This is a genomic window from Pseudomonas tensinigenes (assembly GCF_014268445.2).
GTDB classification, from domain to species: domain Bacteria; phylum Pseudomonadota; class Gammaproteobacteria; order Pseudomonadales; family Pseudomonadaceae; genus Aquipseudomonas; species Aquipseudomonas tensinigenes.
Map to the genome: position 1 here is coordinate 6,151,723 of NZ_CP077089.1, position 23,278 is coordinate 6,175,000.

Sequence of the window (23,278 nt, forward strand, 5' to 3'; positions counted from 1 at the left end):
CGAGCGCAATACGCCCGTTAAAAGGAGGCGCAATTCTATAGACGCCCCAGATAGGTGTCAACCCAATAAAAAAGCCCCCGCTGAGCGGGGGCTTTTTCAAGTCAACAAGCAAACTCTATAAAAGAGATTACTCGATGATTTTGGCTACGACGCCAGCGCCGACGGTACGACCGCCTTCACGGATAGCGAAACGCAGACCGTCTTCCATCGCGATGGTTTTGATCAGGGTAACAGTCATCTGAATGTTGTCACCTGGCATTACCATTTCAACGCCTTCTGGCAGCTCGCAGTTACCAGTCACGTCAGTAGTACGGAAGTAGAACTGTGGACGGTAGCCTTTGAAGAACGGAGTGTGACGACCGCCTTCTTCCTTGCTCAGAACGTAAACTTCTGCGGTGAACTTGGTGTGCGGCTTAACCGAACCCGGCTTAACCAGAACCTGACCACGTTCAACGTCGTCACGCTTGGTACCACGCAGCAGAACGCCGCAGTTCTCGCCAGCACGACCTTCGTCGAGCAGCTTGCGGAACATTTCAACACCGGTGCAAGTAGTAACGGTGGTGTCACGCAGACCAACGATTTCCAGCGGATCCTGAACGCGAACGATACCGCGCTCGATACGACCAGTCACAACAGTACCGCGACCCGAGATCGAGAATACGTCTTCGATTGGCATCAGGAATGGCTTGTCGATCATACGAACTGGTTCTGGGATGTAGCTGTCCAGAGTTTCAACCAGCTTCTTGACAGCAGTGGTGCCCATCTCGTTGTCGTCTTTGCCTTCCAGAGCCATACGAGCCGAACCGATGATGATCGGAGTGTCGTCGCCTGGGAAGTCATAGGTGGACAGCAGGTCGCGAACTTCCATCTCAACCAGTTCCAGCAGCTCTGCGTCGTCTACCAGGTCAGCCTTGTTCAGGAAAACCACGATGTACGGAACGCCTACCTGACGGGACAGCAGGATGTGCTCACGGGTTTGTGGCATCGGACCATCAGCGGCCGAGCAAACCAGGATAGCGCCGTCCATTTGAGCAGCACCGGTGATCATGTTCTTCACATAGTCAGCGTGACCTGGGCAGTCAACGTGAGCGTAGTGACGGATCAGCGAGTTGTACTCAACGTGCGCGGTGTTGATGGTGATACCGCGAGCTTTTTCTTCTGGAGCGCTGTCGATCTTGTCGAATTCAACTACGGCCGAACCGAAAACTTCGGAGCAGACGCGAGTCAGAGCAGCGGTCAGAGTGGTTTTACCGTGGTCAACGTGACCGATAGTGCCAACGTTGACGTGCGGTAGGGAACGATCAAATTTTTCTTTAGCCACGACAATTAACTCCTAGCCTAAAGGGGCTGAATCAGCCTTGTTTTTTGGTTACGGATTCGACGATGTGCGACGGAGCCGTATCGTATTTTTTGAATTCCATAGAGTAGCTTGCGCGACCCTGGGACATGGAACGAACGTCGGTCGCATAACCGAACATCTCGCCCAGTGGAACTTCGGCACGGATAACCTTGCCGGACACTGTGTCTTCCATACCCTGGATCATGCCGCGACGACGGTTAAGGTCGCCCATCACATCACCCATATAGTCTTCAGGCGTAACAACCTCTACAGCCATGATCGGCTCAAGCAACTCACCACCGCCCTTCTGGGCCAGTTGCTTGGTCGCCATGGAGGCAGCCACTTTAAACGCCATCTCGTTGGAGTCGACGTCGTGGTAAGAACCATCGAACACGGTAGCCTTCAGGCCGATCAGCGGATAGCCGGCAACAACGCCGTTCTTCATCTGCTCTTCGATACCCTTCTGGATAGCCGGGATGTATTCCTTAGGAACCACACCACCTACAACTTCGTTCACGAATTGCAGACCTTCCTGACCTTCGTCAGCAGGAGCAAAACGAATCCAGCAGTGACCGAACTGGCCACGACCGCCGGATTGACGAACGAACTTGCCTTCGATTTCACAGTTCTTCGTGATGCGCTCACGATACGAAACCTGAGGCTTGCCGATGTTGGCTTCGACGTTGAACTCACGGCGCATCCGGTCAACCAGGATGTCCAGGTGCAGCTCGCCCATGCCGGAGATGATCGTCTGACCAGTCTCTTCATCAGTTTTAACGCGGAAAGACGGGTCTTCCTGAGCAAGCTTGCCCAGAGCGATACCCATTTTTTCCTGGTCATCCTTGGTCTTAGGCTCTACGGCAACCGAAATAACCGGCTCCGGGAAGTCCATGCGAACCAGGATGATTGGCTTGTCAGCGTTGCAGAGGGTTTCACCAGTGGTGACGTCCTTCATGCCGATCAGGGCCGCGATGTCGCCAGCGCGCACTTCCTTGATCTCTTCACGGGCGTTTGCGTGCATTTGCACCATACGACCTACGCGCTCTTTCTTGCCTTTAACCGAGTTGATCACGCCGTCGCCGGAGTTCAACACGCCCGAGTAAACGCGGACGAAGGTCAAGGTACCCACGAATGGGTCGGTAGCGATCTTGAACGCCAGAGCCGAGAACGGCTCCGCATCGTCTGCATGACGCTCCAGCTCGATTTCCTCGTTATCAGGGTCAGTACCCTTGATCGCAGGAATGTCGGTCGGTGCAGGCAGGAAGTCGATAACGGCGTCGAGAACCAGGGGAACGCCCTTGTTCTTGAACGAAGAACCGCAAACAGCCAGAACGATTTCGCCGGCGATAGTACGCTGACGCAAAGCAGCCTTGATCTCTTCGATCGACAGCTCTTCGCCTTCCAGGTACTTGTTCATCAGCTCTTCGTTGGCTTCAGCAGCAGCTTCAACCATGTTGTTGCGCCACTCTTCAGCCAGCTCTTGGAGCTCGGCAGGAATGTCCTTGCGAACAGGGACCATACCCTTGTCAGAGTCGTTCCAGTAGACAGCTTGCATGTTGATCAGATCGATCTGACCCTGGAAGTTGTCTTCGGAACCGATGGCCAACTGGATCGGCACCGGAGTGTGACCCAGACGCTGCTTGATCTGACCGATCACGCGCAGGAAGTTGGCACCAGCACGGTCCATCTTGTTTACGTAAACAAGACGTGGAACACCGTATTTGTTGGCTTGACGCCATACGGTTTCCGACTGAGGCTCAACACCCGAAGTACCGCAGAACACAACGACAGCGCCGTCGAGTACGCGCAGGGAACGCTCAACTTCAATAGTGAAGTCAACGTGGCCCGGGGTATCGATTACGTTGAAGCGGTGCTCGTCCTTGTACTGCTTCTCGGAACCTTTCCAGAAAGCGGTGATGGCAGCAGAAGTAATGGTAATACCACGCTCCTGCTCCTGCACCATCCAGTCTGTGGTCGCGGCGCCATCATGCACCTCGCCCATTTTGTGACTTTTGCCGGTGTAAAAAAGGACGCGCTCGGTGGTGGTGGTTTTACCAGCATCCACGTGAGCGACGATACCGATGTTACGGTAGCGGCTAATCGGAGTAGTACGAGCCATAAAGCCCTCGCAAAATTAGTGAAGCTAAAATTAGAAGCGGTAGTGCGAGAAAGCTTTGTTGGCTTCAGCCATACGGTGCACGTCTTCACGCTTCTTAACAGCAGCACCTTTACCTTCAGCAGCATCCAGCAGTTCGCCAGCCAAACGCAGAGCCATAGACTTCTCGCCACGCTTACGGGCGAAGTCTACCAACCAGCGCATTGCCAGAGCGTTACGACGGGAAGGACGAACCTCGACCGGAACCTGGTAAGTAGCACCACCAACGCGGCGCGACTTCACTTCGACCAGCGGAGCGATGGCGTCGAGTGCTTTTTCGAAGAGTTCCAGGGGATCGGTGCCAGCCTTACGGGTCGCAACGGTTTCCAGGGCACCATAAACGATACGCTCGGCAACGGCTTTCTTGCCGCTTTCCATAACGTGGTTCATGAATTTGGCGAGGATCTGGCTTCCGTATTTCGGATCGTCCAGAATCTCACGCTTTGCTGCTACGCGACGTCTTGGCATGATAAGCCCTCAAGCGGTCTTCAGGTTAGCTCGGGACAGATCCAATGGATGCGTGCCCGACCTTACTCTTATCGACTCAATAAAATGAAAATCTGCAAAGCGGCCGATTACTTCGGACGCTTGGTACCGTACTTCGAACGACCCTGGTTACGACCTTTAACGCCGGAAGTATCCAAGGAGCCGCGAACGGTGTGGTAACGAACACCTGGCAAGTCTTTTACACGACCGCCGCGGATCAGTACCACGCTGTGCTCTTGCAGGTTGTGACCTTCACCACCGATGTACGAGGAAACCTCGAAACCGTTGGTCAGGCGCACACGGCATACTTTACGCAGTGCCGAGTTAGGTTTTTTCGGCGTAGTGGTGTACACACGGGTGCACACGCCACGACGTTGCGGGCAGTTCTGCAGCGCAGGTACGTCGGATTTCTCGACGATACGCTTACGCGGCTGACGTACCAGCTGGTTGATAGTTGCCATCTACTAGCTCCACTGTTGTCTTGCGACGCTATTGTCTTGCAAGAAAAGCAAAATGGCAGGAACGAATTCCCGCCAAATTTAGGGGATCAAGAGTCTAAAGAGGATCTTGTCCCCAGTCAAGGCAAGGCCCCGACCTCCCCGCCCGTCGAACCTTGACAATATGTCTCGATTCGACGAACGGAGCGATCAGGGCCTCAGCTCATTTACCGCAGAACTCAGTTACCGCTCGAGTTCAGCGCTTCGGTCAGCGCAGCTTCCACTTCACTGGCGCTTACGCGCAACGGCTTGTCTGCTTCACGACGACGCTTGCGCTCGCTGTGATATGCCAGGCCGGTACCTGCCGGGATCAGACGACCCACGACCACGTTTTCTTTCAGGCCGCGCAGGTAATCGCGCTTGCCGGTGACTGCCGCTTCGGTCAGTACGCGGGTGGTTTCCTGGAAGGAAGCCGCCGAGATGAACGATTCGGTGGACAACGACGCCTTGGTGATACCCAGCAGAACGCGAGTGTACTTGGAGACGAACTTGTCTTCGCCGCCCAGACGCTCGTTCTCTACCAGTACGTGAGTCAGTTCCATCTGGTCGCCCTTGATGAAACTCGAATCGCCGGATTCAGCGATTTCAACTTTACGCAGCATCTGACGCAGGATGGTCTCGATGTGCTTATCGTTGATCTTCACGCCTTGCAGACGGTAAACGTCCTGGATCTCGTTAACGATGTACTTGGCCAGCGCGCTCACACCCAGCAGACGCAGGATGTCGTGCGGATCGCTTGGGCCGTCGGAGATAACTTCGCCGCGGTTTACCTGTTCGCCTTCGAACACGTTCAGGTGACGCCACTTCGGAATCAGCTCTTCGTACGGATCGGAACCATCGTTCGGGGTAATAACCAGACGGCGCTTGCCTTTGGTCTCTTTACCGAACGCGATGGTGCCGCTGACTTCAGCCAGAATCGACGCTTCTTTCGGACGACGGGCTTCGAACAAGTCGGCAACACGCGGCAGACCACCGGTGATGTCGCGGGTCTTCGAAGTTTCTTGCGGGATACGCGCGATAACATCACCGATCGCGATCTTCGCACCGTCCGCCACACCGACCAGGGCGTTGGCTGGCAGGAAGTACTGAGCGATAACGTCAGTGCCTGGCAGCAACAGATCCTTGCCGTTGTCGTCGACCATCTTCACTGCTGGACGGATTTCTTTGCCCGCAGCTGGACGATCTTTCGCGTCGAGCACTTCAATGTTGGTCATACCGGTCAATTCGTCAGTCTGACGCTTAATCGTGATGCCTTCTTCCATGCCCACGTAGGTCACGGTACCTTTCATTTCGGTAACGATCGGGTGAGTGTGCGGATCCCACTTGGCCACGATTGCGCCAGCGTCGACCTTGTCACCTTCTTTAACCGAAATCACAGCACCGTACGGCAGCTTGTAGCGCTCGCGCTCACGACCGAAGTCATCAGCGATGGCCAGCTCACCGGAACGGGACACAGCAACCAGGTGACCATCCACTCGCTCAACGTGTTTCAGGTTGTGCAGACGGACAGTACCGCCATTCTTCACCTGAACGCTGTCGGCTGCGGAAGTACGGCTTGCCGCACCACCGATGTGGAACGTACGCATCGTCAACTGGGTACCCGGCTCACCGATGGACTGGGCAGCGATAACGCCGACCGCTTCACCGATGTTCACCTGGTGACCACGAGCCAAGTCACGGCCGTAGCACTTGGCGCAAATGCCATAGCGGGTTTCGCAGCTGATCGGCGAACGCACGATCACTTCGTCGATGCTGTTCAGCTCGATGAACTCAACCCACTTCTCGTCAACCAGAGTACCGGCCGGAACGATAACGTCCTCAGTGCCTGGCTTGAATACGTCACGGGCAATAACACGACCCAATACGCGCTCACCCAACGGCTCTACAACGTCACCGCCTTCAATGTGCGGAGTCATCAGCAGACCGTGTTCGGTGCCGCAATCGATCTCGGTTACAACCAGATCCTGCGCCACGTCTACCAGACGACGAGTCAGGTAACCGGAGTTCGCAGTTTTCAACGCGGTATCCGCCAGACCTTTACGAGCACCGTGAGTGGAGATGAAGTACTGAAGTACGCTCAAACCTTCACGGAAGTTCGCAGTAATCGGCGTTTCGATGATGGAACCGTCCGGCTTGGCCATCAGACCACGCATACCGGCCAGCTGACGAATCTGTGCTGCGGAACCCCGCGCACCCGAGTCAGCCATCATGTACATCGAGTTGAAAGACTCTTGATCGACTTCAACGCCATGACGGTCGATAACCTTCTCTTTCGAGAGGTTGGCCATCATTGCCTTGGAAACTTCGTCGTTCGCTTTCGACCAAAGGTCGATCACTTTGTTGTACTTCTCGCCCTGGGTTACCAGGCCGGAGGCGTACTGGCTCTCGATCTCTTTCACTTCGTCGGTGGCAGCACCGATGATGCGGGCTTTCTCGTCAGGGATAACGAAGTCGTTAACACCGATGGAAACGCCGGAGATGGTCGAGTAAGCGAAACCGGTGTACATCAACTGGTCAGCGAAGATCACGGTCTCTTTCAAACCAACCACGCGGTAGCACTGGTTGATCAGCTTGGAGATCGCCTTTTTCTTCATCGGCAGGTTGACGACGTCGTACGACAGACCTTTTGGCACAACCTGGAACAGCAGCGCACGGCCGACAGTGGTGTCGACGATACGGGTACCGCTCACGCTGTTGCCGTCACGGTCGTTGACGGTTTCGTTGATACGTACTTTAACCTTGGCGTGCAGTGCGGCTTCGCCGGCACGGAACACACGGTCAACTTCCTGCAGATCCGCGAATACACGACCTTCGCCTTTGGCGTTGATCGCTTCACGAGTCATGTAGTACAGACCCAATACAACGTCCTGCGACGGAACGATGATTGGCTCACCGTTGGCTGGCGACAGAATGTTGTTGGTCGACATCATCAACGCACGCGCTTCCAACTGGGCTTCCAGTGTCAGCGGTACGTGCACGGCCATTTGGTCGCCGTCGAAGTCGGCGTTGTACGCGGCGCAGACCAGAGGGTGCAGCTGGATAGCCTTACCTTCGATCAGTACCGGTTCAAACGCCTGGATACCCAGACGGTGAAGGGTCGGTGCACGGTTGAGAAGAACCGGGTGTTCGCGAATCACTTCAGCGAGAACGTCCCAAACCTCTGGCAGTTCGCGCTCGACCATTTTCTTGGCCGCTTTGATGGTGGTCGCAAGACCACGCATTTCGAGCTTGCCGAAAATGAACGGTTTGAACAGCTCGAGAGCCATTTTCTTCGGCAGACCGCACTGGTGCAGACGCAGGGTCGGGCCTACGGTAATTACCGAACGACCGGAGTAGTCAACACGCTTACCGAGCAAGTTCTGACGGAAACGACCTTGCTTACCCTTGATCATGTCAGCCAGGGATTTCAGAGGACGCTTGTTCGAACCGGTGATAGCGCGGCCACGACGACCGTTGTCGAGCAGAGCATCGACAGCTTCCTGCAACATACGCTTTTCGTTGCGCACGATGATGTCCGGAGCGGACAGATCCAGCAGGCGCTTCAAACGGTTGTTACGGTTGATCACTCGACGATACAGATCGTTGAGGTCGGAAGTCGCGAAACGACCGCCATCCAGCGGGACCAGTGGACGCAGATCTGGCGGCAGAACCGGCAGAACGGTCAGCACCATCCACTCTGGCAGGTTGCCGGAACCCTGGAAGGCTTCCATCAACTTCAGACGCTTGGACAGCTTCTTGATCTTGGTTTCAGAGTTGGTTTGCGGGATTTCTTCACGCAGACGGCCAATCTCGTGTTCCAGGTCGATAGCGTGCAGCAGTTCACGGACAGCTTCAGCACCCATACGGGCGTCGAAGTCGTCACCGAACTCTTCCAGCGCTTCGAAGTACTGCTCGTCGTTCAGCAGCTGACCTTTTTCAAGGGTGGTCATGCCTGGGTCGATAACAACATAGCTCTCGAAGTAGAGAACGCGTTCGATATCACGCAGGGTCATGTCCATCAGCAAGCCGATACGGGACGGCAGCGATTTCAGGAACCAGATGTGGGCGACCGGCGAAGCCAGTTCGATGTGCGCCATGCGCTCACGACGAACCTTGGCCAGTGCAACTTCAACGCCGCACTTCTCGCAGATCACACCACGGTGCTTCAAGCGCTTGTACTTACCGCACAGGCACTCGTAATCCTTTACCGGGCCAAAGATCTTGGCGCAGAACAGGCCGTCACGCTCAGGTTTGAACGTACGGTAGTTGATGGTTTCCGGCTTTTTAACTTCACCGAACGACCATGAGCGGATCATCTCAGGCGAGGCCAATCCGATACGGATGGCGTCGAACTCTTCGACTTGACCCTGGTTTTTCAGCAAATTCAGTAGGTCTTTCAAGGCCTTTCCTCCTGGCGGAGCAGAGAGCGGGCAATCCTGCCCCGCTCTCGATTCGCGTCACGTGTTATTCGGTTTCCAGATCGATATCGATGCCGAGGGAACGAATTTCCTTGATCAACACGTTGAAGGACTCGGGCATGCCCGGCTCCATACGGTGATCGCCATCCACGATGTTTTTGTACATCTTGGTACGGCCGTTCACATCGTCCGACTTCACTGTGAGCATTTCTTGCAGAGTGTAAGCAGCACCGTATGCTTCCAGTGCCCAGACCTCCATCTCCCCGAAACGCTGACCACCGAACTGCGCCTTACCACCCAGCGGCTGCTGGGTAACCAGGCTGTACGAACCGGTAGAACGCGCGTGCATCTTGTCGTCTACCAAGTGGTTCAGCTTCAGCATGTACATGTAGCCAACGGTAACTGGACGCTCGAACTTGTTGCCGGTACGGCCGTCAGTCAGCTGCATCTGGCCGCTTTCCGGCAGGTCTGCCAGTTTCAGCATGGCCTTGATTTCGCTTTCCTTGGCGCCGTCGAACACTGGAGTGGCCATTGGAACGCCGCCACGCAGGTTCTTCGCCAGATCCAGGATTTCCTGATCGGAGAAGCTGTCCAGATCTTCGTTACGACCGCCGATCTGGTTGTAGATCTCGTCCAGGAAGGTACGCAGCTCAGCGACTTTACGCTGCTCTTCGACCATCCGGTTGATCTTCTCGCCCAGACCTTTGGCCGCGAGGCCCAGGTGGGTTTCAAGGATCTGACCAACGTTCATACGCGAAGGTACACCCAGCGGGTTGAGGACGACGTCGACCGGGGTGCCATTGGCATCGTGCGGCATGTCTTCAACCGGCATGATCACAGAGACCACACCTTTGTTACCGTGACGACCGGCCATCTTGTCGCCCGGCTGGATGCGACGACGGATTGCCAGATAAACCTTGACGATTTTCAGCACGCCTGGAGCCAGGTCATCGCCCTGCTGCAGTTTGCGCTTCTTGTCTTCGAACTTGTCGTCCAGCAGACGGCGGCGATCAACGATGTAGGCCTGAGCCTTCTCGAGCTGCTCGTTCAGAGCATCTTCAGCCATGCGCAGTTTGAACCACTGACCATGCTCAAGACCGTCGAGCACTTCGTCGGTGATGTCCTGACCTTTCTTCAGACCTGCGCCGCCTTCAGCCTTGTGGCCTACCAGAGCGGAACGCAGACGTTCGAAAGTCGCGCCTTCAACGATACGGAACTCTTCGTTCAGATCCTTGCGGATCTCGTCGAGCTGAGTCTTCTCGATCGACAGTGCACGAGCATCACGCTCAACGCCGTCGCGGGTGAAGACCTGTACGTCGATGACAGTACCTTTGGTGCCGGTTGGCACGCGCAGGGAAGTGTCTTTAACGTCGCTGGCTTTTTCACCGAAGATTGCACGCAGCAGTTTTTCTTCCGGAGTCAGTTGGGTCTCGCCTTTCGGAGTGACCTTACCCACCAGGATGTCGCCTGCGCCAACTTCAGCACCTACGTAAACGATACCGGCTTCATCCAGTTTGTTCAGTGCAGCTTCACCCACGTTCGGGATGTCTGCAGTGATCTCTTCAGGCCCAAGCTTGGTGTCACGGGCCACACAGGTCAGTTCCTGAATGTGGATCGTGGTGAAACGGTCTTCCTGAACCACACGCTCGGACAGGCAGATGGAGTCTTCGAAGTTGAAGCCGTTCCATGCCATGAACGCGATGCGCATGTTCTGACCCAGCGCCAGTTCACCCATGTCGGTGGACGGGCCGTCGGCCATGATGTCGCTACGCTGAACGCGATCACCCTTGCTCACCAGCGGACGCTGGTTGATGCAGGTGTTCTGGTTCGAGCGGGTGTATTTGGTCAGGTTGTAGATGTCGACACCAGCTTCGCCGGTTTCAACTTCGTCATCAGCAACACGAACCACGATACGGCTGGCGTCGACGGAATCGATCACGCCACCACGACGAGCCACGACGCAAACGCCGGAGTCACGGGCTACGTTACGCTCCATGCCGGTACCTACCAGCGGCTTGTCAGCGCGCAGGGTTGGTACAGCTTGACGCTGCATGTTCGAACCCATCAACGCACGGTTGGCGTCGTCGTGCTCGAGGAACGGAATCAGCGACGCTGCAACCGAAACTACCTGCTTCGGCGAAACGTCCATCAAGGTGACTTCTTCAGGTGCCTTAACGGTGAATTCGTTCAGGTGACGTACGGCTACCAGTTCGTCGATCAGGACTTTCTGGTCGTTCATGGTCGCCGAAGCCTGCGCGATCACGTGATCGGCTTCTTCAATAGCGGACAGGAACACGATCTCGTCGGTGACCACACCCTCTTTTACCACGCGGTACGGGCTTTCCAGGAAGCCGTACTGGTTGGTGCGAGCGTACGCAGCCAGGGAGTTGATCAGACCGATGTTCGGACCTTCCGGCGTTTCAATCGGGCATACGCGACCGTAGTGAGTCGGGTGTACGTCACGGACTTCAAAGCCTGCACGCTCACGAGTCAGACCGCCAGGGCCGAGTGCAGAGACACGACGCTTGTGGGTGATCTCGGACAGCGGGTTGTTCTGGTCCATGAACTGCGAGAGCTGGCTGGAACCGAAGAACTCTTTCACCGCTGCAGCCACTGGCTTGGCGTTGATCAGGTCTTGCGGCATCAGGCCTTCGCTTTCAGCCATCGACAGACGCTCTTTGACCGCACGCTCAACACGTACCAGGCCAACGCGGAACTGGTTCTCGGCCATTTCGCCTACGCAGCGAACACGACGGTTACCCAGGTGGTCGATGTCATCGACGATGCCTTTACCGTTACGGATGTCGACCAGAGTCTTCAGTACCGCGACGATGTCTTCCTTGCACAGCACGCCCGAACCTTCGATCTCGGTACGACCGATACGACGGTTGAACTTCATCCGGCCGACCGAAGACAGGTCATAGCGCTCAGGGCTGAAGAACAGGTTGTTGAACAGGGTTTCGGCAGCGTCTTTGGTTGGCGGCTCGCCTGGACGCATCATGCGATAGATCTCGACCAGCGCTTCCAATTGGTTGCTGGTGGAGTCGATCTTCAGAGTGTCGGAGACGAACGGACCGCAGTCGATATCGTTGGTGTACAGAGTTTCGATGCGAACAACACCAGCCTTGGCAATTTTTGCCAGGACTTCAGTGTTCAGCTCGGTGTTGCACTCTGCCAGGATTTCGCCGGTAGCCGGGTGCACGATGACCTTGGCGGTAGTACGGCCCAGGACGTAGTCCAGAGGTACTTCCAGAGTCTTGATGCCGGCTTTTTCGATCTGGTTGATGTGGCGCGCGGTAATACGGCGGCCCGCTTCAACAATGACCTTGCCCTTCTCGTCCTGAATGTCCAGAACCGCAATTTCACCACGCAGACGCGAAGCAATCAGTTCCAGGCTGAGGGTTTCGCCGCTCAGCTTGAAGACGTTGGTGGTGTAGAACGCGTCCAGCACTTCTTCAGTGGTGTAACCGAGCGCACGCAGCAGTACCGATGCCGGCAGCTTGCGACGACGGTCGATACGCACGAACACGCAGTCTTTCGGGTCGAACTCGAAGTCCAGCCACGAACCGCGGTAAGGAATGATGCGCGCGGAGTACAGCAGTTTGCCGGAGCTATGCGTCTTGCCGCGGTCGTGGTCGAAGAACACGCCCGGGGAACGGTGCAGCTGGGAAACGATTACACGCTCGGTACCGTTGATTACGAAGGTACCGTTCTCAGTCATCAGGGGGATTTCACCCATGTAGACTTCTTGCTCTTTGATGTCCTTGATCGCTTTGTTCGACGATTCTTTGTCGAAAATGATCAGGCGCACTTTTACCCGCAAAGGTACGGCGAAAGTTACACCGCGCAATACGCATTCTTTGACATCAAATGCCGGTTCGCCCAGGCGATAACCGACGTACTCCAGCGCAGCATTGCCGGAGTAGCTGATGATCGGGAAAACGGATTTGAAGGCCGCATGCAGGCCCACGTCGCGGAACTGATCTTTAGTCGCTCCCGCTTGCAAGAATTCACGATACGAATCCAGCTGGATGGCCAGGAGGTAAGGCACATCCATGACGTCCGGCAACTTGCTAAAGTCCTTGCGGATACGTTTTTTCTCAGTATATGAGTAAGCCATCAGCGTTCCCCAGCTTGGTCACCTGCTTGTTTGGCCCCTCCCGACGGGAGCAGCCAGAAAATCGTGCAAACCCCATGGTTTGCTCCACCGCATCGGGTGGTTACAGCGCCCTTATCAGCACCGACCCAGTCGGCTGCCAATAACGGAAAAAGGCCGGTGGCAAGAGCCACCAGCCATCAGCCTGTCGCTTGACGCTCGGGCTGGAGGAGCAAAGTCGATACTTATTTCAGTTCGACTTTAGCGCCTGCTTCTTCCAGCTTCTTCTTGGCGTCTTCAGCAGCTTCTTTCGAAACGCCTTCAGCTACAACCTGAGGAGCGCCGTCTACTTTCTCTTTGGCTTCTTTCAGGCCCAGACCGGTCAGTTCACGAACTGCCTTGATCACGTTAACCTTCTTCTCGCCAGCTTCCAGCAGAACAACGTTGAACTCGGTTTGCTCTTCAACAACAGCGGCAGCAGCAGCTGGACCAGCCGAAGCAGCAGCAGCGGTAACACCGAAGGTTTCTTCCATCGCTTTGATCAGCTCAACGATTTCCACTACGGATTTCTGGCCGATTGCTTCGATGATTTGTTCGTTAGTCAGAGACATGACTCAATTCCTGAATTGGGGGACGGCCTACGCGACCATCGAAATAAACAAAAAACGCGAGAAGTTGACGAGCCTTAGGCTGCGGCAGCTTCTTTCTGGTCGCGAATTGCCGCCAGAGTACGAGCCAATTTGCTGGTAGCGCCTTGAATCACGCTCATCAGCTGAGAAATTGCTTCGTCACGGGTCGGCAGAGTTGCCAGTACGTCGATCTGATTAGCTGCGAGGAACTTGCCCTCGAACGCAGCTGCCTTGATCTCGAACTTGTCCTGACCCTTGGCAAACTCTTTGAAGATACGGGCAGCAGCACCCGGATGTTCGTTCGAGAATGCAATCAGGGTCGGGCCGGTGAACACGTCGTTGAGGACACTGTATTCAGTGTCAGCAACAGCGCGCTTGAGCAGGGTGTTACGTACAACACGTACGTAAACGCCAGCTTCACGAGCCTCTTTACGGAGTCCGGTCATTGCGCCTACTGTTACGCCACGTGCATCAACCACGACAGCGGACAGAGCGACTTTGGCAGCCTCGTTGACTTCAGCGACGATGGCCTTCTTGTCTTCGAGATTAATTGCCACGGGTTTAACTCCTGCTTATTACCGTTTCATTCGATCGAAACCGAATGTCGTTTTGGTGTCTGATTCGGTAAGGAACCGGGAGCACCATCTGCGTAGGCTTATGGTTTAAGACTTGCGTCGCCTACGGTCTTGGATAGCCCCCGCCAGGCAGGGACCCCAATCTTTCAATTGGCGCGTTAACCGCGCCAACCTTTGTCTTACGCGTCCAGCGAGCTCTGGTCGATAACCAGACCTGGGCCCATAGTGGTGCTCAGGGTAACGCGCTTGACGTAGATACCTTTCGAAGAAGCTGGCTTGATACGCTTCAGATCAGCGATCAGGGCTTCAACGTTTTCCTTCAGCTTGACGGCGTCGAAGCCCATCTTGCCAACGGAGGTGTGAATGATGCCGTTTTTGTCGGTGCGATAACGAACCTGACCAGCTTTAGCGTTTTTAACCGCGGTAGCTACGTCTGGAGTTACGGTACCAACTTTCGGGTTAGGCATCAGACCACGTGGACCGAGGATCTGACCCAACTGACCTACAACGCGCATGGCATCCGGGGATGCAATCACTACGTCATAGTTCAGGTCGCCGCCTTTCATTTCGGCAGCCAGGTCGTCCATACCTACACGGTCAGCGCCGGCAGCCAGAGCGGCCTCAGCAGCTGGACCTTGGGTGAACACAGCAACGCGAACGGTCTTGCCAGTGCCGTGTGGCAGCACAGTAGCGCTACGGACAACCTGGTCGGATTTACGCGGGTCAACACCCAGGTTTACAGCAACGTCGAACGACTCGCTGAACTTGACAGTCGACAGCTCAGCCAGCAGAGCAGCAGCGTCTACAATGTTGTAGGCCTTGCCTGCTTCGATTTTGCCGGCGATAGCCTTTTGACGCTTGGTCAGCTTAGCCATTACACACCCTCCACGTTAAGGCCCATGCTACGAGCAGAACCGGCGATAGTACGCACGGCTGCATCCATATCAGCTGCAGTCAGATCCGCGTTTTTGGTTTTCGCGATTTCTTCCAGCTGAGCACGGGTAACGGTGCCAACCTTAACGGTGTTCGGACGAGCGGAACCGCTGGTCAGACCGGCCGCTTTCTTCAGCAGAACCGAAGCAGGGGTGGATTTTGTTTCGAAAGTGAAGCTACGGTCGCTGTAGACAGTGATGATCACTGGAGTCGGCAGACCAGCTTCCAGACCCTGAGTACGGGCGTTGAAAGCTTTGCAGAATTCCATGATGTTCACGCCGTGCTGACCCAGAGCAGGACCAACAGGTGGGCTTGGGTTAGCCTGAGCGGCCTTCACTTGCAGCTTGATGTAAGCGGTAATTTTCTTGGCCATGAGGCACTCCAATTACGGGTTCGAACGCCTCGAAAGGCTCCCCGGTTACTTGCGCGTTTATCCCAGTGACGACAAAACCCCACAGCCTAGGGCTGCGGGGTTGGGATGCTTGTTCAGCTAGACCTTTTCGACCTGACTGAACTCCAACTCTACCGGAGTAGAGCGACCGAAAATAAGCACAGCCACTTGGATCCGGCTCTTTTCGTAATTAACTTCTTCAACAACGCCATTGAAATCAGCGAATGGACCGTCATTGACTCGCACCGTCTCACCTGGCTCGAAGAGAGTCTTCGGCTTAGGCTTGTCGCTACCATCAGCGACGCGACGCAGAATTGCTTCCGCCTCTTTATCGGTGATCGGCGCAGGCTTATCAGCGGTACCGCCGATGAAACCCATCACCCGAGGAGTATCCTTGACCAAGTGCCAAGTACCCTCGTTCATATCCATCTGAACCAGCACGTAGCCCGGAAAGAACTTACGCTCGCTTTTGCGCTTCTGGCCATTACGCATTTCAACCACTTCTTCAGTGGGAACCAGAATCTCGCCGAAGCCATCTTCCATGCCAGCCAGCTTTACGCGCTCGACCAGCGAGCGCATCACATGCTTCTCGTAACCCGAGTAAGCATGCACAACATACCAACGCTTAGCCACGGGACACCCTTAGCCGACAATCAAGGAAACAAGCCAGCCGAGCAGGGAATCAAGACCCCACAACAGCAACGCCATAACCAGAACAACAGCCACCACAATCAGGGTGGTCTGCGTGGTTTCTTGGCGAGTTGGCCACACGACTTTACGAATCTCGGTGCGAGCTTCCTTAACCAGTACAAAGAAAGACTTGCCCTTCGCAGTCTGCAGGCCTACAAAGGCAGCTACAGCAGCAATGACAAGCAAAGCGAGTACACGGTACAGGATCGGCGAAGCAGAGTAATACTGATTGCCAACAACGCCAACAACCACCAAAGCGACAACTACAAGCCACTTGAGCAGATCGAAGCGAGAGCCTTGAGCTTCAGCTTTAGGAGTCATCTATGAAGATCCTGTGAAAAGAAAGCCAGACACACCGAGTGAATCTGGCAGGTCAGGAGGGAATCGAACCCCCAACCTACGGTTTTGGAGACCGTCGCTCTGCCAATTGAGCTACTGACCTAAAACAAAATCAGGCCGACCATTATGCCGGCCCGAAAAATACATTACAACTACTTACTCGATGATTTTGGCTACGACACCAGCGCCGACGGTACGACCGCCTTCACGGATAGCGAAACGCAGACCGTCTTCCATCGCGATGGTTTTGATCAGGGTAACAGTCATCTGAATGTTGTCACCTGGCATTACCATTTCAACGCCCTCTGGCAGCTCGCAGTTACCAGTCACGTCAGTAGTACGGAAGTAGAACTGTGGACGGTAGCCTTTGAAGAACGGAGTGTGACGACCGCCTTCTTCCTTGCTCAGAACGTAAACTTCTGCGGTGAACTTGGTGTGCGGCTTAACCGAACCCGGCTTAACCAGAACCTGACCACGCTCAACGTCGTCACGCTTGGTACCACGCAGCAGAACGCCGCAGTTCTCGCCAGCACGACCTTCGTCGAGCAGCTTGCGGAACATTTCAACACCGGTGCAAGTAGTAACGGTGGTGTCACGCAGACCAACGATTTCCAGCGGATCCTGAACGCGAACGATACCGCGCTCGATACGACCAGTCACAACAGTACCGCGACCCGAGATCGAGAATACGTCTTCGATTGGCATCAGGAATGGCTTGTCGATCATACGAACTGGTTCTGGGATGTAGCTATCCAGAGTCTCAACCAGCTTCTTGACGGCAGTGGTGCCCATCTCGTTGTCGTCTTTGCCTTCCAGAGCCATACGAGCCGAACCGATGATGATCGGAGTGTCGTCGCCTGGGAAGTCATAGGTGGACAGCAGGTCGCGAACTTCCATCTCAACCAGTTCCAGCAGCTCTGCGTCGTCTACCAGGTCAGCCTTGTTCAGGAAAACCACGATGTACGGAACGCCTACCTGACGGGACAGCAGGATGTGCTCACGGGTTTGTGGCATCGGACCATCAGCGGCCGAGCAAACCAGGATAGCGCCGTCCATTTGAGCAGCACCGGTGATCATGTTCTTCACATAGTCAGCGTGACCTGGGCAGTCAACGTGAGCGTAGTGACGGATCAGCGAGTTGTACTCAACGTGCGCGGTGTTGATGGTGATACCGCGAGCTTTTTCTTCTGGAGCGCTGTCGATCTTGTCGAATTCAACTACGGCCGAACCGAAAACTTCGGAGCAGACGCGAGTCAGAGCAGCGGTCAGAGTGGTTTTACCGTGGTCAACGTGACCAATGGTCCCAACGTTGACGTGGGGCAGGGAACGATCAAATTTTTCCTTAGCCATCGATATCACCCTCAACAGAAGAAATTAGACAAACAATATCAACCATTAAAACAAAGGCAGATATTTTCATATCTGCCTTGTTATATGGAGCTCTTGAGCGGATTTGAACCGCTGACCTCACCCTTACCAAGGGTGTGCTCTACCAACTGAGCTACAAGAGCAAAACACTTTGCACAACCTGCAAACTTGGAGCGGGTAGCGGGAATCGAACCCGCATCATCAGCTTGGAAGGCTGAGGTTCTACCACTAAACTATACCCGCGGAGCCTGCAGCTCACGCTTAAATCTGGTGGAGGGAGAAGGATTCGAACCTTCGAAGTCGTAGACGTCAGATTTACAGTCTGATCCCTTTGGCCGCTCGGGAACCCCTCCTAATCAGGCCGGCATTCTATACTATGCCAAACCCTTGTCAAGCATTTTCTCATTTAAAAACCTGAGGTTAGCTGCGTTGACATCGCTTCACTCTGAATTCCTGTTTAGGTCTTCGCTGTGGAGCGGGCGCCATTCTATGCAAACTATTCAGTAGGTGCAACCCCCTCACATAGCATTATTTTATGTTTTAACTCATTGAATTCGTTGGAAAGGTTTTGCAACTGAACATCCCCCAGCAAACGCTGGCCCTGAGGCGAAACAGACAACCAATAACCAGCCCCAGATACATCCCTCGTCGAAGATTTTACATCAACCCCCATTTCAGCCAGACGCTGCTGGAGCGCTGGAATCGATTCCTGCCGAGAGAAACCGCCAAGGAAAAGACACTGTTGCCGACGCCCCGCCTGCCCCTCCCGAACCTCACCCGTCGTTTCGCTGAGCAAGCGAATGTCTTGCTGGGAACCTCGATACAAACTAAGAGGCGTTACATCCTTCGCCCGCAAGGGCGCCTCCTGCTGATGCCAGACATAATAGAAACCATTAAGAACAAGGAGCAGGAGAAACAACCAACGCATACAAACCTCAGGAAAAAGGACACGCCATAGCCAAGCCCACAAAAACGAGGTCGGGTACGACTCGGGCCTCAGGCGCGACATCTGCGACCAAAACAGCATCACCGCCAGTTATAAAGACTGCGAAATCTTTCCCCCAGTAGGAACTCGCCATTTCCAGTTGAGTCAGCACAAAACCTCGCAACATTAACGAACACCCACGCTCCACCGCCTCAACAGTGCTCCGCCCAGGCGCATTGCTGGACAGCGCGCGTTCAGCCGCCAGGTCGCCATAGCGAATCTTGCGGGTATGAGTACGCAACTGATTTCGCATCAACGGCATCCCCGGGCAAATAAAGCCGCCCAAATGCTCTCCATCAGCGGCAATAAAATCAGCAGTTACTGCCGTACCGAAATCGAGTACCAGGCAAGCGCTGCCCGATGCCAGATGAAACCCGCCAAGCATGGCCAACCATCTATCGAGCCCGAGACGCTCGTAGTCTTCATAACCATTTTTGACACCAGACATTTCACGAGCGGACTCAGCGCACACAACCGAAATACCGAACTCCCGCTCGATCGCATCGATCAATGCATCAGTTTCCTCTGCAGTCCTGACACTCACCAGGCGACACTTGCGCAGCACAAGCCCATCAAGAGATCTCAAACTATCAAGCAACGCCAGATCAGAGTCGACAACCCCTTCAGAAAAAAGAGCGTCGGGCGCAGCCTTCAGTACTCGCCATTTAATAAAGCTGTTCCCGCAGTCGAGCTCAAGAATCATCACGCAACCTCAGACTGAGCTCACCACCACTAAAGACTTTTTCCACGCCACTCACCTTCAAGCGCAGAGCACCCTGACTATCTATTCCGAGCACCACGCCATCTACCTGACTCGAACCCGCAATCAATGATACAGGCCGATCCTGCCACAGGTGATTGGCCTCCCATTCTGCCTGGAGAACCGAGAAACCATCCGCCTGATGACGCTGGATGTAAGCACTTAACTGCTCACTCAGCTCAACCACCAAAGCATTACGATCACTGCTCTTGCCTGACTCAAGCCGGATAGAGGTCCATTGCTGGTCAACCTCATCAGCAAGCTGCATATTCACGTTGATACCAATACCCAACACCACATGGCAAACATCTGCCGGATCTCCAACGAGCTCCAGAAGAATGCCGGCGATTTTCTTGCTACCTACCAAGACATCGTTGGGCCACTTCAATCCGGCACTTGGCACACCAAAATTTCGCAGAGCCTGCAAGACAGCCAGCCCCACGACAAGACTCAAGCCCTCGAGCTGGCGCATTCCGCCATCAATACGCAGGACAAGGCTGTAATAAAGATTTTCAGCGAACGGACTCACCCATTTGCGACCTCTTCGCCCACGCCCGGAGACTTGCCGTTCTGCGAGCACCAAAAAGGGGGCCAAACCACCTTGGCCGATCGCGCGCAAAGCCTCAGCGTTTGTCGAGTCGACCGAATCCAGAACGGTCACCGGCCAGCTTGGCGCCATTGCAGATATAGTCAGAGAGTCAAGCAGCATCAATGGTGCAGCCAGTTGATAGCCCCGCCCCCGAACTTTATGAATGGATAAGCCAAGATCAGCCTCCAGATGCTGAAGCTGCTTCCATACCGCACTTCGACTTATTCCCAGGGCAGCGCCCAGATCCTGACCAGAATGGAATCGACCATCCTTCAGAAGGTTCAACAACGTCAGCATGCAGGTCTCGCCTCACAATGAGGCCCGAATAATAGCCATGCCCCGGGCCGTTGCATAGAAATCAAGCAGATACATTTCCTGCGGGCAAAACAAAACCCCAACTGCTTTCGCAATTGGGGTTTCGGAATTTAATCTTGACGATGACCTACTCTCACATGGGGAAACCCCACACTACCATCGGCGATGCATCGTTTCACTGCTGAGTTCGGGATGGGATCAGGTGGTTCCAACGCTCTATGGTCGTCAAGAAATTCGGGTACTGAGTCGTGGCCAAGTGGCCTCGCTTCAGCAAATTGGGTATGTGATGGCTTTCGGTGTTTTGTGCTGCTTTTTTAAGTGCAGTCGAACTTTCGGTTCGTTTCGTCTTCACACACCGCAATCTGGTGCCTTTTCAGGTCAGCAAATTGCTTGGGTGTTATATGGTCAAGCCTCACGGGCAATTAGTATTGGTTAGCTCAACGCCTCACAGCGCTTACACACCCAACCTATCAACGTCGTAGTCTTCGACGGCCCTTCAGGGAACTCAAGGTTCCAGTGAGATCTCATCTTGAGGCAAGTTTCCCGCTTAGATGCTTTCAGCGGTTATCTTTCCCGAACATAGCTACCCGGCAATGCCACTGGCGTGACAACCGGAACACCAGAGGTTCGTCCACTCCGGTCCTCTCGTACTAGGAGCAGCCCCTCTCAAATCTCAAACGTCCACGGCAGATAGGGACCGAACTGTCTCACGACGTTCTAAACCCAGCTCGCGTACCACTTTAAATGGCGAACAGCCATACCCTTGGGACCGGCTTCAGCCCCAGGATGTGATGAGCCGACATCGAGGTGCCAAACACCGCCGTCGATATGAACTCTTGGGCGGTATCAGCCTGTTATCCCCGGAGTACCTTTTATCCGTTGAGCGATGGCCCTTCCATACAGAACCACCGGATCACTAAGACCTACTTTCGTACCTGCTCGACGTGTCTGTCTCGCAGTCAAGCGCGCTTTTGCCTTTATACTCTACGACCGATTTCCGACCGGTCTGAGCGCACCTTCGTACTCCTCCGTTACTCTTTAGGAGGAGACCGCCCCAGTCAAACTACCCACCATACACTGTCCTCGATCCGGATAACGGACCTGAGTTAGAACCTCAAAGTTGCCAGGGTGGTATTTCAAGGATGGCTCCACGCGAACTGGCGTCCACGCTTCAAAGCCTCCCACCTATCCTACACAAGCAAATTCAAAGTCCAGTGCAAAGCTATAGTAAAGGTTCACGGGGTCTTTCCGTCTAGCCGCGGATACACTGCATCTTCACAGCGATTTCAATTTCACTGAGTCTCGGGTGGAGACAGCGCCGCCATCGTTACGCCATTCGTGCAGGTCGGAACTTACCCGACAAGGAATTTCGCTACCTTAGGACCGTTATAGTTACGGCCGCCGTTTACCGGGGCTTCGATCAAGAGCTTCGCGTTAGCTAACCCCATCAATTAACCTTCCGGCACCGGGCAGGCGTCACACCCTATACGTCCACTTTCGTGTTTGCAGAGTGCTGTGTTTTTAATAAACAGTCGCAGCGGCCTGGTATCTTCGACCGGCATGAGCTTACGGAGCAAGTCCTTCACCCTCACCGGCGCACCTTCTCCCGAAGTTACGGTGCCATTTTGCCTAGTTCCTTCACCCGAGTTCTCTCAAGCGCCTTGGTATTCTCTACCCAACCACCTGTGTCGGTTTGGGGTACGGTTCCTGGTTACCTGAAGCTTAGAAGCTTTTCTTGGAAGCATGGCATCAACCACTTCGTCACCCAAAGGGTAACTCGTCATCAGCTCTCGGCCTTAAGATCCCGGATTTACCTAAGATCTCAGCCTACCACCTTAAACTTGGACAACCAACGCCAAGCTGGCCTAGCCTTCTCCGTCCCTCCATCGCAATAACCAGAAGTACAGGAATATTAACCTGTTTTCCATCGACTACGCTTTTCAGCCTCGCCTTAGGGACCGACTAACCCTGCGTCGATTAACGTTGCGCAGGAAACCTTGGTCTTTCGGCGTGGGTGTTTTTCACACCCATTGTCGTTACTCATGTCAGCATTCGCACTTCTGATACCTCCAGCAAGCTTCTCAACTCACCTTCACAGGCTTACAGAACGCTCCTCTACCGCATCACCCGAAGGTGATACCCGTAGCTTCGGTGTATGGTTTGAGCCCCGTTACATCTTCCGCGCAGGCCGACTCGACTAGTGAGCTATTACGCTTTCTTTAAAGGGTGGCTGCTTCTAAGCCAACCTCCTAGCTGTCTAAGCCTTCCCACATCGTTTCCCACTTAACCATAACTTTGGGACCTTAGCTGACGGTCTGGGTTGTTTCCCTTTTCACGACGGACGTTAGCACCCGCCGTGTGTCTCCCATGCTCGGCACTTGTAGGTATTCGGAGTTTGCATCGGTTTGGTAAGTCGGGATGACCCCCTAGCCGAAACAGTGCTCTACCCCCTACAGTGATACATGAGGCGCTACCTAAATAGCTTTCGAGGAGAACCAGCTATCTCCGAGCTTGATTAGCCTTTCACTCCGATCCACAGGTCATCCGCTAACTTTTCAACGGTAGTCGGTTCGGTCCTCCAGTTAGTGTTACCCAACCTTCAACCTGCCCATGGATAGATCGCCCGGTTTCGGGTCTATTCCCAGCGACTAGACGCCCTATTAAGACTCGCTTTCGCTACGCCTCCCCTATTCGGTTAAGCTCGCCACTGAAAATAAGTCGCTGACCCATTATA

General features: G+C 54.6%; 16 protein-coding genes, 4 tRNA genes and 2 rRNA genes (1 of these 22 cut by a window edge). All 22 read right to left on the reverse strand.

Annotated features, from left to right (window positions below; genetic code table 11):
- Window positions 1-127: 127 nt before the first annotated feature.
- Window positions 128-1,321, reverse strand: coding sequence for an elongation factor Tu (gene tuf, locus HU718_RS27400; protein WP_095122212.1), 1,194 nt, complete (start codon window positions 1,319-1,321; stop codon window positions 128-130).
- Window positions 1,322-1,352: 31 nt separating this feature from the next.
- On the reverse strand, window positions 1,353-3,458 hold the full coding sequence (gene fusA, locus HU718_RS27405) for an elongation factor G (protein ID WP_016984188.1): 2,106 nt from the start codon (window positions 3,456-3,458) through the stop codon (window positions 1,353-1,355).
- Between the two features lie 30 nt (window positions 3,459-3,488).
- Window positions 3,489-3,962 carry a 30S ribosomal protein S7 gene (rpsG, locus tag HU718_RS27410; RefSeq protein WP_007916467.1) on the reverse strand — a complete coding sequence of 158 codons (474 nt, stop codon included), beginning with the start codon at window positions 3,960-3,962 and terminating at the stop codon, window positions 3,489-3,491.
- Window positions 3,963-4,069: 107 nt separating this feature from the next.
- Window positions 4,070-4,441, reverse strand: coding sequence for a 30S ribosomal protein S12 (rpsL, locus tag HU718_RS27415; RefSeq protein ID WP_003186084.1), 372 nt, complete (start codon window positions 4,439-4,441; stop codon window positions 4,070-4,072).
- A 215-nt stretch (window positions 4,442-4,656) separates the two neighbouring features.
- Entirely contained in the window at window positions 4,657-8,856 is a 4,200-nt protein-coding gene (rpoC, locus tag HU718_RS27420) for a DNA-directed RNA polymerase subunit beta' (RefSeq protein ID WP_016984189.1), read from the reverse strand.
- A 64-nt stretch (window positions 8,857-8,920) separates the two neighbouring features.
- A complete protein-coding gene (gene rpoB / locus HU718_RS27425) occupies window positions 8,921-12,994 on the reverse strand; it encodes a DNA-directed RNA polymerase subunit beta (protein WP_186616718.1) in 4,074 nt (1,357 codons plus the stop codon).
- A gap of 221 nt (window positions 12,995-13,215) precedes the next feature.
- Complete coding sequence (gene rplL / locus HU718_RS27430; protein ID WP_003228750.1) at window positions 13,216-13,581, reverse strand: 50S ribosomal protein L7/L12; 366 nt, start codon at window positions 13,579-13,581, stop codon at window positions 13,216-13,218.
- A gap of 74 nt (window positions 13,582-13,655) precedes the next feature.
- On the reverse strand, window positions 13,656-14,156 hold the full coding sequence (gene rplJ, locus HU718_RS27435) for a 50S ribosomal protein L10 (RefSeq protein ID WP_003228752.1): 501 nt from the start codon (window positions 14,154-14,156) through the stop codon (window positions 13,656-13,658).
- 197 nt (window positions 14,157-14,353) lie between these two features.
- On the reverse strand, window positions 14,354-15,049 hold the full coding sequence (gene rplA / locus HU718_RS27440) for a 50S ribosomal protein L1 (RefSeq protein WP_007916481.1): 696 nt from the start codon (window positions 15,047-15,049) through the stop codon (window positions 14,354-14,356).
- On the reverse strand, window positions 15,049-15,480 hold the full coding sequence (gene rplK / locus HU718_RS27445; RefSeq protein ID WP_003228756.1) for a 50S ribosomal protein L11: 432 nt from the start codon (window positions 15,478-15,480) through the stop codon (window positions 15,049-15,051). The genes rplA and rplK overlap by 1 nt, the downstream gene beginning before the upstream one ends.
- Before the next feature lie 117 nt (window positions 15,481-15,597).
- Entirely contained in the window at window positions 15,598-16,131 is a 534-nt protein-coding gene (gene nusG, locus HU718_RS27450; protein ID WP_007916492.1) for a transcription termination/antitermination protein NusG, read from the reverse strand.
- A gap of 9 nt (window positions 16,132-16,140) precedes the next feature.
- On the reverse strand, window positions 16,141-16,509 hold the full coding sequence (gene secE / locus HU718_RS27455; protein WP_007916493.1) for a preprotein translocase subunit SecE: 369 nt from the start codon (window positions 16,507-16,509) through the stop codon (window positions 16,141-16,143).
- A 45-nt stretch (window positions 16,510-16,554) separates the two neighbouring features.
- A tRNA-Trp gene (locus tag HU718_RS27460) sits at window positions 16,555-16,630 on the reverse strand.
- A 53-nt stretch (window positions 16,631-16,683) separates the two neighbouring features.
- The gene (gene tuf / locus HU718_RS27465) at window positions 16,684-17,877 is read right to left on the reverse strand and encodes an elongation factor Tu (RefSeq protein WP_095122212.1); all 1,194 of its coding nucleotides are present in this window, start codon (window positions 17,875-17,877) and stop codon (window positions 16,684-16,686) included.
- A gap of 85 nt (window positions 17,878-17,962) precedes the next feature.
- A tRNA-Thr gene (locus tag HU718_RS27470) sits at window positions 17,963-18,038 on the reverse strand.
- A 26-nt stretch (window positions 18,039-18,064) separates the two neighbouring features.
- A tRNA-Gly gene (locus tag HU718_RS27475) sits at window positions 18,065-18,138 on the reverse strand.
- A 25-nt stretch (window positions 18,139-18,163) separates the two neighbouring features.
- Window positions 18,164-18,248, reverse strand: a tRNA-Tyr gene (locus HU718_RS27480).
- A gap of 143 nt (window positions 18,249-18,391) precedes the next feature.
- A complete protein-coding gene (locus HU718_RS27485; RefSeq protein WP_102901735.1) occupies window positions 18,392-18,823 on the reverse strand; it encodes a hypothetical protein in 432 nt (143 codons plus the stop codon).
- A 7-nt stretch (window positions 18,824-18,830) separates the two neighbouring features.
- Window positions 18,831-19,583 (reverse strand): pantothenate kinase, encoded by a 753-nt coding sequence (locus HU718_RS27490; RefSeq protein WP_102901736.1) that lies wholly within the window; start codon window positions 19,581-19,583, stop codon window positions 18,831-18,833.
- Complete coding sequence (gene birA, locus HU718_RS27495) at window positions 19,573-20,526, reverse strand: bifunctional biotin--[acetyl-CoA-carboxylase] ligase/biotin operon repressor BirA (RefSeq protein WP_186616734.1); 954 nt, start codon at window positions 20,524-20,526, stop codon at window positions 19,573-19,575. The genes HU718_RS27490 and birA overlap by 11 nt, the downstream gene beginning before the upstream one ends.
- Window positions 20,527-20,658: 132 nt before the next feature.
- A 5S ribosomal RNA gene (rrf, locus tag HU718_RS27500) occupies window positions 20,659-20,774 on the reverse strand.
- A 171-nt stretch (window positions 20,775-20,945) separates the two neighbouring features.
- Window positions 20,946-23,278: ribosomal RNA gene (locus HU718_RS27505) — 23S ribosomal RNA — on the reverse strand; it runs 561 nt beyond the window's last position.

Coding starts and splice junctions, on each gene's coding strand:
- fusA (WP_016984188.1), bottom strand. CDS start 3,458: ATGGCTCGTACTACTCCGATTAGCCGCTACCGTAACATCGGTATCGTC.
- rpsG (WP_007916467.1), bottom strand. CDS start 3,962: ATGCCAAGACGTCGCGTAGCAGCAAAGCGTGAGATTCTGGACGATCCG.
- rpsL (WP_003186084.1), bottom strand. CDS start 4,441: ATGGCAACTATCAACCAGCTGGTACGTCAGCCGCGTAAGCGTATCGTC.
- rpoB (WP_186616718.1), bottom strand. CDS start 12,994: ATGGCTTACTCATATACTGAGAAAAAACGTATCCGCAAGGACTTTAGC.
- rplL (WP_003228750.1), bottom strand. CDS start 13,581: ATGTCTCTGACTAACGAACAAATCATCGAAGCAATCGGCCAGAAATCC.
- rplA (WP_007916481.1), bottom strand. CDS start 15,049: ATGGCTAAGCTGACCAAGCGTCAAAAGGCTATCGCCGGCAAAATCGAA.
- rplK (WP_003228756.1), bottom strand. CDS start 15,480: ATGGCCAAGAAAATTACCGCTTACATCAAGCTGCAAGTGAAGGCCGCT.
- secE (WP_007916493.1), bottom strand. CDS start 16,509: ATGACTCCTAAAGCTGAAGCTCAAGGCTCTCGCTTCGATCTGCTCAAG.
- tuf (WP_095122212.1), bottom strand. CDS start 17,877: ATGGCTAAGGAAAAATTTGATCGTTCCCTGCCCCACGTCAACGTTGGG.
- HU718_RS27485 (WP_102901735.1), bottom strand. CDS start 18,823: ATGCGTTGGTTGTTTCTCCTGCTCCTTGTTCTTAATGGTTTCTATTAT.
- HU718_RS27490 (WP_102901736.1), bottom strand. CDS start 19,583: ATGATTCTTGAGCTCGACTGCGGGAACAGCTTTATTAAATGGCGAGTA.
- birA (WP_186616734.1), bottom strand. CDS start 20,526: ATGCTGACGTTGTTGAACCTTCTGAAGGATGGTCGATTCCATTCTGGT.